Raw genomic sequence first — 17,480 nt, 5'->3', positions numbered from 1 at the left:
ACCGCTATGAAAACATGATGACCCCTTACGAAAAGTTCCTGTCACTGAAGGAACCAGAACAGTACCTGAAAGAAGGGATTACACTGGACCAACTAAAGGACAAAGCGGAAGCCATGACCGATAATGAAGCGGCCAGAAAGCTGCAACAAGCCAGAGAAATCCTGTTTCAATTAGTTCATGAGCGACAAGCCGAGGGTTAGGTAGTAGTACCTGCCTTCAGGCTCATTTCAGGATTGGAAAATACTGTAATAGAGTGACTTATGCCTCGTTGCATTACCGCACCCAGTGAACAATACAAGTTGGCTCTGGCTGTCTCCATGGGGGGGATGCTGGAGCTCTATGACTTTCTGATCTATGCCTTGATGGCCAGTTATATTGCCGATCACTTTTTTCCGGCATCGGATCAGGTGACGTCACTGTTAGGAACCTTTGCAGCGTTTGCCGTAGGCTATCTGACACGACCGCTGGGTGGATTATTCTTTGGCCATCTGGGTGACCGGCTTGGCCGCAAGAAAACCTTTACCCTGACCATTTTTCTGATGGCTCTGACCACGGCCCTGATGGGGTGTCTGCCCACTTATCAGGAGGTTGGCGTTCTTGCGCCGTTGCTGCTGGTCACTCTCAGACTGGTTCAGGGGTTTTCTCTGGGTGGTGAGTTGCCGGGAGCGATCACATACCTCAGCGAAAGTGCTCCTCAACGTCAGGGCTTAATGATTGGCATTTTATTTCTGGCACTCATGATTGGCATTTCGCTGGGCACTTTTTTGCATGGTTTTTTGAACTTGTTACTGGGGCAGAAAATCATGGCTGACTGGGGCTGGCGTATCCCGTTCTGGATTGGAGGTTTGCTGGGGCTGGTCAGCTATCAGATTCGTAAACGCTTTGACGAGTCTGGCTTGTTTCTGGCCCTGGATCAGGTTCGTCAGCGCTCTTCTGTTCCTTTGCTGCTTTTGTTTAGAGAGCATCGCAAAGTTTTGTTTTGTGGTTTGTTACTGATGGCACTTTGTGGCGCAACGGTCACTGTCTATGGTGTCTACATGCCCAGCTATCTTTCTTCTTTATTGGATTTACCTCATGCCAGAGTCGCCTGGCATGCGGCAGTTGCCTTTTTAATTCTGTCACCACTGTCACTGGTGGCTGGTATTTTGACCGACCTGATGAATAAAAGGTTGCTGGCTATTGGTTTGGCATTAGCCGTTATTGTGTTCTCCTTTCCCGCCTTCCAATACTTTGTGACCGAAGATCCACAAGTCAGGAAAATCATGATGACCTGTGGGCTATTTGCCGCCATAGCCTCTGGATTACTGCCTCCCATCATCGTGCGCTTTTTTCCCACAGAGGTGCGCTATACCGGTATTGCCACCACTTATAACTTCGGCTTTGCCATATTTGGTGGTCTTGCCCCTTTCACATCCACCCTGATTGTGCAGCAGACAGGGACCATGTTAGGGCCAGCTTATTATCTTGCCATCATTGGCATAATCAGTCTGTTCGCCATGATTTTGCCCTGGCCGGACTTTGATATGGAAAAAAGTGAATGCCTTAACACTGAACCTGCTGAAAAGGGTTGAGATTGCAGTGTCATGGATTTATGTTCATCCTTGCAGTAATTATTTCGGGCTGTCCTGATGTTAGGAGGAGTTTACTGATCACCGGGACAAGCAGCTCATGGCTTCACTACAAAGAAAAGATTTCCGGTTATGAATAATAATAAGGCGCCTGTCGCACGCAAAGAGGGATCTTTGTTGATTGCAGGGTTAGTCCTGAGTCTTTCATCCACTCTTTCATCCACAGCAGCGTTGGCGTCAACGCCTTATGAACAGTGCCTCCTCAAGCAAGCCATGGAAGCGGATGACAAAACCACCATGAGCGAGATAAGAGCGCTCTGTAGCAAGACGCCTGAAAATGAAGCAGCAGCGGTGGTGGCTGATGATTCCGATATGGCCAGAGAGATTGAAGAGAGTGCCTTTGATGAGCGAGCCAGGGGCGAGCAGCAAGCCACTGATAACCGTTTTGTCATCACTCCCCATCGACCTAATTATGTGCTTCCGGTTTCCTGGAACAGTAATGTCAACAAGGAACCCTACAAAGACGTGGGTGAGGAGCTGACGTCTACTGAAATCAAGTTTCAGCTCAGTCTGAAAGCGCCCGTCTGGGAAGGTCTATGGAATGACTATGGCAACGTTTATGTTGCCTACACCAACACTTCCTGGTGGCAGGCCTACAACAGTAATTCAGCCCCTTTCAGGGAAACCAATCATGAACCTGAAGTCTTTGCGGTTTTCCCCGTAGATTATTCTGTTTTCGGTATGGATTTAAGGGCAGTGGTGGCCGGTCTTTCCCACCAGTCCAATGGCCGTACGGGCAGTCTTTCCCGCAGCTGGAATCGGGTTTACCTGAATTTCCTGCTGGAGAAGGGCAACTTTTATATGAGCTTTAAGCCCTGGTACCGGATTCCCGAGTCTGAAAAAGATCCCAATGATCCCAACAGTACCGACGGCGATGATAACCCGGATATTGAAAAGTACATGGGCAACGGTGAACTCCATTTTGGCTACAAGCTGGATGACCACCAGATCTCCATGATGTTCAGGAACAATCTTCGCTCTTCTGACAATAAAGGGGCAGTGCAGCTGGATTGGTCATTCCCTCTCAGTGATCGTTTCAGAGGTTACGTTCAGTACTTCAATGGTTACGGTGAAAGCCTGATTGATTACAACGCCAGTGTGAATCGCTTCAGCATTGGGGTCATGCTCACCGACTGGTTGTAACGGGCTGGTCTACACTGGAGCGTCAAGCATTAAACGGCGGGACGCTTCAGTGTCAGAGCGCTTCATTTCCAAAAAACATCGTCAACTGGTTTGGGTGACCTCTCTGGGAGGATTCCTGGAGTTTTACGACTTCGTCATTTATGCCCTGATGGCCAGTTATCTGTCTGATCTCTTTTTTCCCAGTCATGATCCCTATACCTCTCTGCTGACCACCTTTGCCACCTTTTCAGTGGGTTATATGGCCAGGCCATTGGGGGGCGTCATCTTTGGTCATTTTGGTGATCGCTTTGGGCGTAAACCTACGTTTGTCATCACTGTCCTGATGATGGCATTGTCCACAGCCTTGATCGGCTGTCTGCCCACTTACAACCAGATTGGTCTGGCTGCACCTTTATTGCTGACTTTGTTGAGAGTCTTCCAGGGTTTTTCCATTGGTGGCGAGATTCCCGGAGCCATGACTTATCTGAGCGAAACCGTAGATCAGCGGCCGGGGTTGGTGATGGGGCTGCTCTTTCTGGCGCTGGTCAATGGCGTAGTGTTTGGTTCGCTGGTGGAAGCTTTTATGCTTTGGTGGCTGACTCCGGAGCAAATGAGCAGCTGGGGTTGGCGGGTGCCGTTCTGGCTGGGAGGTACTCTGGGCATATGCAGTTATGTTGTTCGTAAACGATTTAATGAGTCCCGCCTGTTTCTGGAGCTGGGTGAAAAGCAAAAGCGTTCCCGGGTGCCCCTGGCGCAGCTTTTCTCGGAGCATAAGTTGTCGATGTTTTGCGGCACACTCCTGATCATTCCTGTCGCGGTTAGTATGCCTTTGCTTTTCCTGTTTACACCGGGGTATCTGACCCGTTTGCTGGAATATGATGCTTCGCAGGTGGCTCAGGCAGGCGCAATAGGCATTTTTGCCTCATCACTGGTGTTTTTGCTGGTGGGCAGCTGGTGCGAAAAAATTTCCCGGGTCCGGTTAATGCAGGCAGGCTCCATGATCATTGTCATGGCCGGGTGGGTTATTTTCCCGGTTTATGCGTCAGGTCATGCGTATTTGATTGCCGTTATGCTACTCAGTGCCCTGACTATGGGCAGTGTTGTGGGAGTGGCGCCCTTGCTGCTGTCTACCCTGTTTCCCGTTGAGGTTCGTTATTCAGGCATCGCCTTCTGTTACAACCTGAGTTTTGCGCTTTTTGGTGGGCTGGCTCCCCTGATTGCCATGAGTCTGATACAAGGCACTGGGTCTTTATCCTCTCCAGCCTGGTATCTGTCTTTCAGCGGGCTCTGCGGAATACTGGGTGCCGCTCTGGTTACGAACAAGTCTTGTCGTACATTATGCAGTCAGGCATAAGGGGAGACATGATGGCTTTATCTCTGGGGCCTGAGCACCGCCAGCTGGTGCTGGTGACTTCTCTGGGTGGTTTTCTGGAGCTTTATGACTTTATCATTTATGCCCTGATGGCAGGTTACATTGCCGATCAGTTTTTCCCCAGCCATGACCCTTATCTTTCTTTGCTATCGTCTTTCGCTACTTTTTCTGCCGGTTATCTGGCCCGACCCATCGGTGGCATTATCTTTGGCCATCTGGGTGACAGACAGGGCAGGAAGCCTGTATTTGTCATGACCATTTTGATGATGGCATTGCCAACGGCGCTGATTGGGTGTTTACCGGTTTATGAGCAGGTGGGGGTCTGGGCACCCGTTATGCTGATTCTGCTCCGAGTGATTCAGGGCTTCTCCATTGGTGGCGAGATTCCCGGAGCCATGACCTTCCTCTGTGAAACATTGGAAGAGCGTCGTGGGATGGTCATGGCTTTATTGTTTATGTCGTTGGTGCTTGGCGCTGTTTTTGGTTCGCTTCTCCACGCGACGTTATTAGGCACGTTATCTAAGAGTGAGATGAACCTGTGGGGATGGCGCTTGCCGTTCTGGCTGGGAGGCCTTTTTGGCATATTCAGTTACCTGTTCCGCAGAAGGTTTCAGGAATCAAAACTGTTTGTGCAGATGTTTGAAAGTCAGCAGCGCTCCAAAGTGCCCATCAAAACCTTATTCAGAGATTTCAGAAAGCCTTTGATCTGTGGCTTTTTGATGATTGTGCCTATTGCCACCAGTGTACCTTTGCTTCTGCTGTTCACCCCGGGTTATCTATCTCACCTTCTGCACTATGACCCTGCCGATGTGGCGCTGGCCAGTGCTCTGGGTGGTGTCTGCTCCAGTCTGGTATTTCTGGTAATGGGATGGCTGTCGGAGCGGTTTCAAACCCGAACCTTATTGCTGCTGGCCTCCTGGATGCTGATACTTTCGGCCTGGCCGATGTTTGGCTGGCTGGCCAGTGGCACAGTGCATGTGATTCTGATTATGTGTCTGGGTTCCATTCTGCGTGGCGGGATTGCCGGCATTGCTCCCCTGGCGCTGGCGTCTATTTTTCCGGTCCAGGTTCGATATTCAGGCATTGCCTTCTGTTATAACCTCAGCTTTGCCCTGTTCAGTGGCATTACACCGATTCTGGCCATGGAGTTGATCCGTGTGACCGGTAGTATGTCTTCTCCGGCAGTCTTTCTTGTTTTTGGCGGGCTCAGCGGAATCCTGGCCTGTGTGATGATGAAAAAGGCCCATATAAAAAGTTATTTTTCAGACGTGTGACTTGGGAATGTAAAACTCTAAGCGCAACGGGTGAGTAGGTCTCCACTTTTGTTTTTTCTATGTTAGGCTTGGCCGTGCCTAGACAATAACAATAAAAGCAGTACAGGAGATTGTATGCGCTATCTATCAGGGCTTGTTGGCGTGTTTTTGCTGATGTCTTTCTATTCTACTGCCAGTCAGGCAGTGGAAAAGCTGTATCTTCTGACCGAAAACTATCCTCCTTTCAATATGAGCATTGAAGACAAGAACTTTGCCAGGGAGAGTGGTATTGATGGGGTTTCGGCTGAAATTGTAAAAGAACTGATGAAACGCTCCAGTATCAACTACTCCATGACGCTCAGGTCACCCTGGAGTCGTATTTATAAAATGGCATTGGAGAAAAGCAACTACGGTCTGTTTTCAACGGCTTTGACCGACGAGCGAAAGCCCCTGTTTAAATGGGTTGGACCTTTGGTTGCCAATGATCTGATTGTTTTGAAAAAAGCGGGAAGTACTATTCAGGTCAACTCTATTGAGGATCTGAAAAAATACCGTGTGGGTGGCTACAAGGGAGATATTTCTTCCGAGTATCTCAAGTCAAAAGGTGTTCCGGTGATCGAAGCCGCGCTGGACAAACATAATGCCGAGAAGCTGGAAGCAGGCAGAATAGACCTTTGGGCCTCCAGTCGTTTTTCCGCCCCCTTCATTTCTGAAGCCGCAGGTTTGCCTCAGGCTGTACCTGTCTTTACTTATACATCCGTTGACTTTTATCTGGCTTTGAACCGGAATGTATCCGATGAAATGGTGACGCTGTTGCAATCTACGCTGGATGTGATGAAGCGTGAAGGGAAGGTTGAAGAACTGACCGAGAACTATTTATAACGACCGGAAAGGTCTCAGCGGAAGCGAAGATTGCTCCGGTTAAGCTCTGAAAGGTTTTTACAGCCCATCAGTTTCATATCCCTTTCCATCTCGCTGCGCAGGTTGCCCAGGGCTTTTTCCACACCCGCCTGACCTGCAGCAGCCAGGGCATAGAGGTACAGCCTGCCCCCTGAGCAGGCTTTGGCACCCAGCGAGAGAGCCTTTAACACATGGGTTCCCCGCTGGATGCCACCATCGCAGATGACATCTATTTTGTCTCCCACCGCATCAACAATCTCTGCCAGCTGATCAAAAGGGGATCGGGAGCCGTCCAGCTGTCGACCGCCGTGATTGGAAATCATGATGGCTGAGGCGCCAATGTCCACGGCTTTACGGGCATCCTCCACGGACATGACACCCTTCAGAACAAAAGGCTTTCCCCAGTATCGGGCAATGTCCTCCGCAGACTGCCAGTTCATGCTTTGATCCAGCATGGTGTTGAAGTAGTGGGCGATGGACAAGGGAATGCTGGAGCCTTCACTGACATAGTCCCGTAACTGGGGTAATTGAAAACCCCCTCTCAGGTAATAGTTCAAGGCCCAGGCTGGGTGACAGGCAAAGCTCAAAAGGCTTTTCAGTGTCAGTCTGGGAGGCACTGTAAACCCGGTCACCAGATCCCTTTCCCTGTTGCCGCCAACGGCGGTATCTACGGTCAGTGCCATAGCATCAAAGCCAGCTGCTTTGCACCGGTCCACCATGCTTTGGGTCAGTCCTTTATCTTTATGAACATACAGCTGGAACATTTTGGGGGTGGCTATTGAACGACTAATGTCTTCAATGCTGGTGGTGCCTAATGAAGACAGCCCAAACAGGGTACCGTATTTTTCTGCCGCTTTACCCACGGCCATTTCGCCCTGGTGATGAAACAGTTTCTGCAAAGCCGTGGGAGATAGAAACAGAGGGATATCCAGCTTGATTCCCATAAGTTCTGTGGACAGGTCAACCTGCTCAGCCCCTCGTAAAACATTAGGGACCAAGTCACAGGAGGCATAAGCTTCTGTGTTTCTTTTCAGAGTGGCTTCATCATCGGCGGCGCCGTCTATGTAATGAAAAACTGGCGAAGGCAGTCGCTGCCTGGCCAGTTTTCGAAAATCCCGGGTATTGTGACAATGTTTCAGACGCATGCTGCTGGCCGATAAGCCAGAGCCCTATGAAGGCTCCGGGCAGGGGTTATGAAAAACGTTTAGCGTTTATGTATAGCAGCGCTCCGGAGCAGATCAATAACAGGCCGGAAAAAGTCAGCAGGGTTTCAACGGTGAACCAGCTCAGCATGGACGCTGACAGTCCGCCAATGACGAAAGAAAAAGCAAACACCGAGTTGGATATGCCCATCACCCAGCCCTGTCGGGATTCGTCCACACAGTTGCTGTAGAGGGTAATAGTGCTGACATAAGCAGTGATCAGTGCGATGGCCCAGAGAAAGCCAATAAGCCAGCGCAGCTCCATGGGCAGGGACATCTGGAACATCTGGCTGAGAAAACCGGCTAGCAGCAGTGGATAGATCGACAGAGTCAGGGGGGGAAAGTGTTTCTGCAGCCTGGGTAATAACCAGAATGTAGCCAGTAAACCACCACCGCCCATAGCCAGAGCGCTGAACAGACTGAGATCACTGGGGGTGTAATCAAATCGTTCAGCCAGGAAAACATAGAAAAACTGGTAGCTCATACTGTTTCCGGCATGAAACAGCAGATAAACCCATGACAGTCTGCGTATTTCCGGATGGGCAAAAGCTTCTGAAAAAATCTGAATCGGGCGCTGCCAGTTAATGACGTGGGAGGCGGATTCAACAATCCGGGTCTCTTCCATTTTCAGGGCAATCCAGATCAGTGTGGCAATGGCCATGATACTGATGCAGATAAAGGGAAGGTACAGACCGGAATCGGCCAGCACAGCTCCGATAGCAGGGCCCAGAAAATGGGCCAAAGCATTGGCAATGGTAATCCGGCTGAGGTTTTGTGGTTTGGTTTCCGGGGTGGAAAGATCAATGATGGCTGCCTGGCCAATGGCCATACTGCCTCCCAGCAAACCACTGGTCAGACGTCCCAGTAGCAGCAGGGTGACACTGCCCAAGGCCACTGACAGTGCCATCAGAGTAAAAGCGGCGGTCAGTCCGGCCATGCACAGTATCAGGGTTTTCCTGCGGCCCCAGCGATCACTGAGGTCACCCAAAGTGGCGGCGCCAAAGAACATACCCAGTGGAAACAGGGCAAAAGCTAAAGCCAGAAAGAAAGGTTGCCAGTGAGGGCTGGAGGCCAGAAAAATATTATCGGCAAAGGCTGCTACCAGCAGTGGAGTGATCAAACCATAAGAAAGAACATCGACAAAAATGGCTGCCATAGCTGGCAGGATCTGTGAGTGGCTGGACGCTTTTTTGCGGTTCATGGTGTGCTCGGGAAACTTTTTCCTTATTCTTCTTAACAAGAGTAGAGAGTGTTTCCCTCAACGGCCATGTGAGACCGAAGCTATTTCGTTTCAGACGTTCAGGTAGCGGCAGATCTCTCTGGCAGATTTTGCGGCTTCACCCACACAGACACTCAGGCATGGATCTACGGGGTTTCTCACATCACCAATAATCCAGACATTCTGATCGCTTATTTGCAGCTGGCTGTCTGGAAGGGGCAGAGTTTCAGGGAGTAAATCCAGCGCCGGGGTATAGCCGCATTTAATGATGACCTGGTCACAGGCTAGCTTTTCCTCCTCTCCGGTAGTGGTGTGCGTCAGCTGTAGTCCTCTGAACTCAGGGTCATCCAGAAATGCCTGAACTTGCTGTTGATAATAAAGGCTGATGTTCTCGGTCTTGATGGCTTGCTCGACAAAAGATTGTCGCGCTCTGGGCTGTGTGGCCCGTATAAGAATGGATACCTTCCGGGCTACCGGTGCAACCAGCAGGGCGTTTTCAAAGGCTCCATCGCCTCCACCTATGATCGCTACGTGCTGGTCTGCAAGCTGATTCATTACGCCGGTGGCGGTCATATGAACATGACTGCCTATGAATGGACTCAGCAGAGGAAGCTCCCGTTTACGATTACCTGTAGCCATAATGAGGGCTGAGTAGCTCAAAGCCTGTTGATTGGCATAAACAACGTTGCTCTTGTAGTCGATACGCTCGACTTTTTGTTCCAGCAGGTAGGGGATATCCCCTTGATGAATTTGTGACAGTAAAGACTGCAGAAGCTCAGAGGCGGTACCCTGAAAGCCGGGATAGTCGACCAAAGGCAGGTAAATCTGGTGCAGCTGGCCGCCCAGTTCGGAGTTTTGCTCCAGTATCAGGGGAGAAAGCCCCAGTCGGTGACACCAGAGTGCAGCAGACAGTCCGGAGATACCGCCACCGATAATAATAATTCTGTTCGAGCTGCTCACTGCAGATTTCTCCTGAACATCCTGTTCCAATCTGTTTTGTTGTTCTTTTCCACAGTATTGCATGAAGGTGCATTAAACAGCCATGCAAGGCGGAAATTTTTCACACGAAAACAACACTTTGAATTAACGACTTGCCAAAAAGCTTCCTATACTGATTTGCACAAATATGAGGTAGCGCAATGAGCAACGACAGTAAATTGGAATTGGTCAAAGTTGACGCAGATGTGAAGCGGGTCGACAGTGATCTGGGGGTGCTCAGGTATGAGCTGCATGAGCGTTTTATCGAGATCAATCAGCGGTTCGATGATCACGATAAGCGTTTTGATGCCATTGACGCCCGTTTTGAAATGGTTGATCAACGCTTTGATGCAATAGATGCCCGCTTTGAAGTGGTCGAGCAACGTCTTGACGAGCATGACAAACGTTTTGACAAGATCGAAAAAGATCTGAGCTCACTGGCTGATCAATGCAACAAGAATTTCAGCAATATGATTCTTCGCTTCGAGGCCATTGAGCGCTGTCTGGACGATCACCATAAGCGACTCACAAAACTCGAGTCTGACATGGTTGAAGTCAAGGAATCCTTGGGTCGTATTGAATTGATGTTACGCCAGATTGTCCCTGTGCAGTAGTGGCTGTACGACAACGACTTTTACATCGTTGTCGTGTATATCTCATACTTTCCAAACCGCTTTTTACTGTCCTTCCATAGCTGCCGCTACAAAACTGTCCACTTCTTCTTCCGTCGTATCAAACGATGTCACCATTCGATAGCACTCTGGCCCATTCGGGAAGAAGGCTCTCACTGCCATGAGTTTATCCGCTAATACCTTGGGCATCGTGACAAACAGCTGGTTGGTTTGCACCGGGCAGTAGAGATTGATATCAGGGTGCTTCAGCACACCCTCAGCCAGTCTTTCTGTCATCCGGTTAGCCTGCAGGGCATTTTTTTGCCAGAGGCCATCGGTAAACAGGGCTTTCATCTGGGCGGAAATAAAGCGCATTTTAGAGTGCAGCTGCAGCCCCTGTTTGCGCAGGTGCAGGAAACCATCCGCCGCTTCCTGGTTGAAGAATACCAGGGCTTCACCAAACATCAGACCGTTCTTGGTACCGCCCAGTGACAGGATATCCATGTGCTGGCAAAGGTCGGCAAGGGAAGAGTCCATAGCCACAACAGCATTGTAAATCCGGCAGCCGTCCACATGCAGCAACATACCGGTTTCTTCACAAACTGCTTTGATAGCCGCCAGTTCTTCCAGTGAGTAAAACGTTCCCCACTCGGTTGACTGGGTAATGGAAACCAGACGAGGGCGGGTGGCATGAGGGCCCCAATAGGTTTCCTGCTCATAGGCAGTTCGAATCTGTTCGGGTGTTATCTTGCCGTGCACGGCCGGTAAGGTAATGATTTTACTGCCTGTAGCATTGGCCGGTGCGCCCACTTCATGGGTAAAGATATGAGCACTGTCGGGGCAGATGATACTGTCTATGCTGCGCAGAACAGATTTGCAGGCCAGGGTGTTGGCAGCTGTTCCGTTGTAGACATAATAAATATCACACTCACGCCCCAGGGCGGCCTTGATCAGCTCATCGGCTTCCTGAGTAAGACGATCATTGCCGTAAGAAGGGACGTGCCCCTGGTTGGCGTCAGCCAGTGCTTGCATGACTTCAGGGCAAACACCTGAGCCGTTATCACTGCAGAAATTCTTTTCCATGGACCGCTTTCTGTTCTCATGATTGAAGAGAAGTAGTTTATCTGGAACGAGTGAAATGCCCAATGTTTGTGCCTGCTAAATGCAGACAAAAAAAAGCCAGGAGCGAGTCCTGGCAACAAGGAGTGTTCTTACTGATTTACGTGATTCCGTTCACCCTGAGCTTGTCGAAGGGTGGTGGTATTGGGCTTCAACAAGGAAGTTCATTTCAGACAAGTCCTTAATCACTTCACTGTGGCCGTTCTGGTCTTTGTTTTTTGCCTGCGCTGGCTTTCCAGTGGGCGTCCCTTTTCAAAATCCTGCCTCAGATACAGGTTTGGGAAAGCGTGGCTGGCAAACTCTTGCTGAGTAAAATCGCGAATGGCTTTCTTCTCACCTTTTGCCCGGGTGTACTTGGGTTGTGCCAGTCGCTTGGTGGTTTCAGTATTTACCTTGCCACCTTTGTCCCTTGGAGCAGGGGCTTTCAGATCAGCTTCATATTTCTGTTTGGCTCGGGTCAGCTTTTCCTGCCTTTCCAGAAAGCTTGATGAGAGTTCTTTCAGTTCTCTCTTTGGCTTTTGCTCCTCTTTCGAACCAAAGACCACTGTGCGAATATGCTTTTGATATCGGTCCGCTACCTCTGCTCCCGGTGTGTTGAAGGGGATGTAGTGAGCTTTGGAAAGTGCTGTCATAAATGGATAGTCGGGCTTTTCCTTAGCCGGCTTCTGCGGAGCAGGAGCATCATTTATGGTCTCAGTTGTCTTACTCTTTGGTCGGGTTACCGGGCGAGGGATACGCGACGGCTTTGGTTTTTTCGGTGTTTTGACCGGAGCAACCTGAACTTTGACTTCTGTTGGCTGCTTCACTGTCTCCTGCTTGTCCAGAGTACTTTCTGTAGGCTTTTGTGGCTCGGGAGATAAACTGCTTTCCATCAACTCAGGAACCAGCCTTTTCATTTCCTGCTCATAGGTGGGCAGAGCGGTTTCTGGCAATGGCTTCAAGGAAGCAGTAGGAGAAGTCACTGATGCCTGTCTGTCCATGATGTCGGTTTCATCCCAGTCCCATTCAAACAGCATTCCGTTCTCGTACAGGTCTTGCATGTCGGCCATATAGTTTTTGGCCATGGCTGTAATTTTACTGGCCCCTGAGTACAGAGTGGATACTGCCCAGGATGCGCCGTTGCAGATCCAGGTTTTGGCTTGCTGTTCGAGCCCCTGAAATGACTCAAGAGCGGGTTCCAGATCAACGCTGGTTGGCGTACTTGTGGTTGTCTGGTCTGACATGCATGTGTACATGGCGTGCTCCTTTTCTATCCTTGAATGCTTTTATCTGTTCTGTGATCAGCTTATGCTTTCTGGGCCAATTTCTTAATGACAGCCCGGTTAGCAGGCCTAACGTTTTTTCTCCAGTATTCTCAAACCACCACCCGAGAGGTTTTCGTAGAAGCTGTCTCCCGGAACAATGTCCACCCGACAGCGTGCTTCTTCAGGCAGGCTTTGCAGCAATAAGTCACGGTTTTCCTTTCGCTCAAGCACATCGGCAGCAAATTCTCCGAGAATGACAATCGGGTGCTCCGGGTTTTGGCCTGAGTAATATTCACTCTGTTTCAGATTGATAATGGTGGCCAATTGCTCGATCACATCATGGAAGACGGCTTTCAGTTGAGCTCTTGCCTTGTCATAGGTGCTCTGGCTGACAGCATTCTGGCCGCTGAGATAATCCTGCCGGTTGTGGTCGTTGTAGATCTGGCTGGCCTGATAGCCCAGGGAATTAACGCCAGTACGACCCCAGCGTTTCATCATGGCGTATTGGTCGCCCTTGAGTTGCCCGTATTCCTGCACATAATCGCTGGCAAACAGGGTCTGGCGCACAGGTTGGGACTCAATAAAGGCCGGGTAACTGTTCTTGCTGTAAGGAACAGGACTGAACCAGGCGTCCTGACTGGACTGACCAATGTCCCAGTAACCACCCGACATTCTCAACCATTCCGGCAGATTGGCTGACCAGGGTTTGATGCGGCCATTTCTGACCTGATAGGGCACCGCTGTAGTCGTCGCCTGAATCAGGTCGAAATGTCGGGAAGCCTTGCAGTTCCTCTGCAACCAGCTTTGGGCGCTGGCGGCCATCAGGGTATGGTCACCAACGATTTTTACACTGTCTACCTGAATGCCGTGCTGTCTGAATAAAGCGGTGGCCATACAAGCGAAATAGTCCTTCCGGTTACTGCTGACGGGGCAGTTCTGGGTCTGGGTGTAGCGGTATTCTGTCAGCTTGTCAGAAGTGGGAGCAGGCTTGCGACTATAGAAGTCGTACCCGGCTATGCCAATCACCAGGTCTGTGCTGCTGTTCTTTTCCAGCTTTGAATGCTTAAGCAGATCTTTCAGAGAGCCCTCCAGCAGTTTGAGCGGGGACTCATTAAATTTCATGTTTCCGGGGTCGCCGGCCAGGTAGGCATCCTTTCCTGAGGATGCGTAGCCTGCGAATGATGGGGTTTCGATACCGGTATGAGCAACGGCCATCCGGGCGTCAAAGTTGCTGATATAGATGGTGGTGCGATACCTGACTGCCAGTACGGCTTCATTGAAACCGAAAAAACTGAACAGAGTCAGCACTATCTGAAAGGCGATCCTTGTGCGCTTGAACATGGCTACTTCCCTGTGTGAACCAATGTAGAGCCGATCGTACGAAATTCAGACAAGCGATTGCATAACATCTCTGTTAGAAGCGCTGACGAAACCCGAAGATTCCATAAAGCCGCTCTCATATGGCTCAATTTATTGGTTAATGTCCATGTCAGAGCCTTCTGGTGGCTCACAGATAAAAGCAGGTACCGCTCGTCGGCTTCTCGCTAGCCCTTTTCCCGCCATGACAGCGTTTTCTCGGCGCTGTCTAGAACCCATCAAGAACATGCAATAAGCATGAATATGCCGAGAAAACGTGTCAGCCGAAAAAATGCCAGAGCGATAAGCTCGACACTTTATGAAATCTTCGGGTTGATAAAAAAAATCAATCAAAGAAGAACTTGTTTCATGGCTTTGAGTGAATAATACTGTATGCATGAACAGTATTTCTGTAAAAGACAAGCCCTGGCCCAGAATGATTGCGCTGGTGGATATGAACGCTTTCTTTGCCTCCATTGAGCAGCTTGACCGGCCTCAATGGTTGGGGAAACCGGTTTGTGTCACCAATGGCCGAACAGGGACTTGCATCATCACTGCCTCCTACGAGGCCCGCGCCCGGGGCATTAAAACCGGGATGAGGTTGCGTGAGGCCAGAGCCCTGGCCCCAGACCTGATCCAGGCCGCTTCCCGGCCTTATCGTTATGCCCAGGTCTCCTCCAGCATCATGTCAGCGCTGGAAAACATCACCCCCGAGGTGGAAATCTTCTCGGTGGATGAGGCTTTTCTGGATCTGACTGGCTGTCAGTCTCTCTATGACTGCCCTGTTGAAGAGATAGGTCGCAAGATCAAGGACTGTGTCTTTGAAGCCTCTGGCCTGCTGTGTTCAGTAGGAATCAGTGGCGACAAAACCACCGCCAAATGGGCAGCCAAGAAGCAGAAACCGGATGGTTTGACGATTGTGCACCCTTATCAGGCTCGTGAAACCCTTTCGGGTGTGCTGGTGACGGACCTTTGCGGCGTCGGTTCCGGTATTGGTCGCTACCTGGCTCAATACGGGGTGCATCGTTGCGGGGATATGCAGAAAGTACCCATCAGTGTGTTGGGCAAGCGCTTTGGTAATCTCGGCAAACGGATCTGGCTGATGGCCCAGGGAATGGACCCGGAGCCCCTTCATAAAGAAGTAGGCGCCCCCCAGACCATTGGTCATGGCAAGGTGATTCCACCGGATACCCGGGATAAAACGGTGCTCAGAACCTATTTACTGCATATGTGTGAGAAGGTGGCAGCTCGCCTAAGGCGTTACGACTTTGAGGCTCAGCTGTTCTCTGTAGGCGTTAATACACCCAGAGGCTGGGTCAGTAAAAAGCTGAAGACCACAACACCGACTTCTGACGGTGACCTGATCATGGCGCTGGCAGACTTTTTCCTGAACGTTTACTGGGATGAAGGAGAAAGAAGCCACGGGGTGCATCAGGTGCATGTCGGAGCCCTGGACCCTCAGCCCAAACATGGGCAGGGAGAACTGTTTACAGAAGAGGATGTGAAAAAGGAAAAGCTGCTAGCCACGATTGATGCAGTTAACCATCGTTACGGAGAGTTTGCCCTGTGCAAGGCACCCTTGCTGAACCGCTCGGAAATGCCCAATGTGATCTCACCGGCCTGGCGGCCAGCCGGGCCCAGGAATACTTTGGAGAGTTAGATTGAAGGATCAAAACATGAAAGGTCACCAAGGGTACTTTATGGTCCTTGATGGAGTTATGGCTCATATGAGTCAGGGCAATTCTAGAGCCAGGGAATGATACTTGAAATCAGCATGCCGGTCAGACCGATAAGGCTTACTCCAAATGCAATGCTGCGGACTAAATGAATGTTCGCATAGTAGCAAATCATATGTGAAACACGCCCTGCTATGTACGCTAAAGCAAAAGCATTCAGCCAACCTGGATGAGCGTGTGAGAAAATGCCAAACACTGCGAATGATATAAAAATAAAGATGCTTTCATTGGTGTTTGCATGTGCGCGTGTGGCTCTGAATAGAAAGCTGCCGTAATCGGCATCGATAGGAAAGCCGGGTTTATGTTTGGCTTTGATAGCGGCTATATCTGCAATGAGCAACTGAACGAGACTGATCAAGCCTATTATGCCCACAGAGATCAGGGTGATGTTATATTCTTGGGGGATATCCATATCTTTGAATTTATTTAGAAGTTGTTTTGTTTTAATACCATCTGCAGAGACATACTGTAAGCGCCTCCCCAGGTTGAGTTTATTGCGCCTCGTTAATGATACGGTGCTTAAACATAACATAACCCCAAAAAACGGATATTGAAAATCCGTAAATCCGTAAATCCGGAAAAACCATGCATTCTGAGGGTAGAAAATACAGATAAGAGTAATTATTAATAATGCTGTTGAAATAAGCAGTGAGTTCTCATACCACTTTTCAAATATCATCAATTGCTTACCATGAGCAGCATAAAACCAAATAGAAAGAACAATAACGATGGCCAGATTTCTCACGATTTGGTCATATGAGTCTTCTATTGATAGCCCTGACAGGAAAGCAAATAAAATGGTTGGAGACCCTAAATGATACAGCATTTGTGAACGTGTCATTTTGTTTAATGCATGATCACAACGCTTATACCAATGTTCATCTGGAAGTGACTGGTACTCAGTGTATTGAGCAAGGGCAAAAGGAAGCGATAGTAAAGCTGCAAGCACCGTTATCATCGTTAAAATTATGAGCATTAGAAACTAACTGTCATGGCGTGAGGTGTGAGAAGGAATATGAAAAGGACACCCTTTGAAAAGGAACACCCAACGATTAAATGAGAACTTTCTTTCCAGAAAATGAGTGGGTGTCCCAGATTTATTTTCCCAGATTTACCTTTAAATTTTAATATTAGAAGTAAAAGGTTGATTAACGTCTATCTACTTTTTGCTATTTTACGAAATAAATTTTTTCCCTTCCTTTTTAGAACTTTGATTTCGTCTTTATCATGAGTCATCACATATGCAACTGCTAAGGGGGCGACAATGACTGAAGCATTTACAGCTGTTCCAAGTGCTGCAATTCCTGCAGATGTTGAAGCATATGTGGCAACGGCCCCTAAAGCAGAATGCTTGAGTAATTTTCTCATTTTGACTTCCAAAAATAATAATTTTTACCCATATTTATGATGATAAATATTAGGGGTTGCCACAGAATAAGCCTGTAGAAAAGAAGATAACTACATTGATCAAGGGAGGTGAAGAGGTGAAAAAGGTGAAAAAGGACATCCAGTGCGCCGAGATAAATCGGCAAGAGATTGAAGGTGAAAGCCCTTCATCCGGTAAGGTCTAGCAAACCGCCGGAACCCCGAGTCATGGGCGGTTGTCAGTAATGGCAATGGTTAAGCGTTGACAGGGGAAGATACAGGCTCAGTATTGAGCTCCGAAATCATTATCGAGAACGCCGACCTTGTTGGGTGAAAGGGAAGGCAAAACGACAAAGGAGCGTTATCGCAAGCACC

The 17,480-nt window shown here is 49.3% G+C and carries 16 protein-coding genes; 8 read left to right on the top strand and 8 right to left on the bottom strand.

Annotated features, from left to right (window positions below; all coding sequences use genetic code 11):
* The 6 genes from WG89_RS19790 to WG89_RS19765 form a co-directional block, all read left to right on the top strand.
* On the top strand, window positions 1-200 hold a 200-nt coding region (locus WG89_RS19790; RefSeq protein ID WP_216638417.1), incomplete at its 5' end, for a hypothetical protein.
* A 60-nt stretch (window positions 201-260) separates the two neighbouring features.
* On the top strand, window positions 261-1,571 hold the full coding sequence (locus WG89_RS19785) for an MFS transporter (protein ID WP_062269059.1): 1,311 nt from the start codon (window positions 261-263) through the stop codon (window positions 1,569-1,571).
* 129 nt (window positions 1,572-1,700) lie between these two features.
* On the top strand, window positions 1,701-2,771 hold the full coding sequence (locus WG89_RS19780) for a phospholipase A (protein ID WP_062269057.1): 1,071 nt from the start codon (window positions 1,701-1,703) through the stop codon (window positions 2,769-2,771).
* A 49-nt stretch (window positions 2,772-2,820) separates the two neighbouring features.
* On the top strand, window positions 2,821-4,104 hold the full coding sequence (locus WG89_RS19775) for an MFS transporter (RefSeq protein WP_062269056.1): 1,284 nt from the start codon (window positions 2,821-2,823) through the stop codon (window positions 4,102-4,104).
* 8 nt (window positions 4,105-4,112) lie between these two features.
* Window positions 4,113-5,396, top strand: coding sequence for an MFS transporter (locus tag WG89_RS19770; protein WP_062269053.1), 1,284 nt, complete (start codon window positions 4,113-4,115; stop codon window positions 5,394-5,396).
* Between the two features lie 114 nt (window positions 5,397-5,510).
* Window positions 5,511-6,257: a substrate-binding periplasmic protein gene (locus tag WG89_RS19765; RefSeq protein ID WP_062269051.1), complete on the top strand. Its 747-nt coding sequence runs from the start codon at window positions 5,511-5,513 to the stop codon at window positions 6,255-6,257.
* A gap of 14 nt (window positions 6,258-6,271) precedes the next feature.
* Here the strand turns inward: WG89_RS19765 and WG89_RS19760 are convergent, their stop codons facing one another.
* The 3 genes from WG89_RS19760 to WG89_RS19750 all read right to left on the bottom strand — a co-directional run bounded on the left by WG89_RS19760 (window position 6,272) and on the right by WG89_RS19750 (window position 9,656).
* Window positions 6,272-7,420 (bottom strand): alpha-hydroxy acid oxidase, encoded by a 1,149-nt coding sequence (locus WG89_RS19760; RefSeq protein ID WP_062269049.1) that lies wholly within the window; start codon window positions 7,418-7,420, stop codon window positions 6,272-6,274.
* A gap of 46 nt (window positions 7,421-7,466) precedes the next feature.
* A complete protein-coding gene (locus WG89_RS19755; RefSeq protein WP_062269047.1) occupies window positions 7,467-8,678 on the bottom strand; it encodes an MFS transporter in 1,212 nt (403 codons plus the stop codon).
* 90 nt (window positions 8,679-8,768) lie between these two features.
* Window positions 8,769-9,656, bottom strand: a complete 888-nt coding sequence (locus WG89_RS19750) for an NAD(P)/FAD-dependent oxidoreductase (RefSeq protein ID WP_172806869.1) — start codon at window positions 9,654-9,656, stop codon at window positions 8,769-8,771.
* A gap of 179 nt (window positions 9,657-9,835) precedes the next feature.
* On the opposite strand from WG89_RS19750, the gene WG89_RS19745 reads away from it, so the two are divergent.
* Complete coding sequence (locus WG89_RS19745; protein ID WP_062269043.1) at window positions 9,836-10,288, top strand: hypothetical protein; 453 nt, start codon at window positions 9,836-9,838, stop codon at window positions 10,286-10,288.
* 63 nt (window positions 10,289-10,351) lie between these two features.
* On the opposite strand, the gene WG89_RS19740 is transcribed toward WG89_RS19745, so the two are convergent.
* The 3 genes from WG89_RS19740 to WG89_RS19730 form a co-directional block, all read right to left on the bottom strand.
* Window positions 10,352-11,368, bottom strand: a complete 1,017-nt coding sequence (locus tag WG89_RS19740) for a threonine aldolase family protein (protein ID WP_062269041.1) — start codon at window positions 11,366-11,368, stop codon at window positions 10,352-10,354.
* A 221-nt stretch (window positions 11,369-11,589) separates the two neighbouring features.
* Window positions 11,590-12,639, bottom strand: coding sequence for a hypothetical protein (locus WG89_RS19735; protein ID WP_153301707.1), 1,050 nt, complete (start codon window positions 12,637-12,639; stop codon window positions 11,590-11,592).
* Between the two features lie 96 nt (window positions 12,640-12,735).
* Window positions 12,736-13,989: a hypothetical protein gene (locus WG89_RS19730; protein ID WP_062269037.1), complete on the bottom strand. Its 1,254-nt coding sequence runs from the start codon at window positions 13,987-13,989 to the stop codon at window positions 12,736-12,738.
* 412 nt (window positions 13,990-14,401) lie between these two features.
* On the opposite strand from WG89_RS19730, the gene WG89_RS19720 reads away from it, so the two are divergent.
* The gene (locus tag WG89_RS19720; protein ID WP_062269033.1) at window positions 14,402-15,664 is read left to right on the top strand and encodes a DNA polymerase Y family protein; all 1,263 of its coding nucleotides are present in this window, start codon (window positions 14,402-14,404) and stop codon (window positions 15,662-15,664) included.
* An 83-nt stretch (window positions 15,665-15,747) separates the two neighbouring features.
* On the opposite strand, the gene WG89_RS31715 is transcribed toward WG89_RS19720, so the two are convergent.
* The gene (locus WG89_RS31715) at window positions 15,748-16,716 is read right to left on the bottom strand and encodes an MAPEG family protein (RefSeq protein ID WP_216638522.1); all 969 of its coding nucleotides are present in this window, start codon (window positions 16,714-16,716) and stop codon (window positions 15,748-15,750) included.
* A gap of 179 nt (window positions 16,717-16,895) precedes the next feature.
* The gene (locus WG89_RS30510) at window positions 16,896-17,108 is read right to left on the bottom strand and encodes a hypothetical protein (protein ID WP_153301706.1); all 213 of its coding nucleotides are present in this window, start codon (window positions 17,106-17,108) and stop codon (window positions 16,896-16,898) included.
* Between the last annotated feature and the right edge of the window lie 372 nt (window positions 17,109-17,480).

It is taken from the genome of Endozoicomonas arenosclerae (assembly GCF_001562015.1).
Classification (GTDB): Bacteria; Pseudomonadota; Gammaproteobacteria; order Pseudomonadales; family Endozoicomonadaceae; genus Endozoicomonas_A; species Endozoicomonas_A arenosclerae.
Note: the sequence above shows the minus strand (reverse complement) of the source record. Positions and strands in the feature narration are given on the sequence as shown.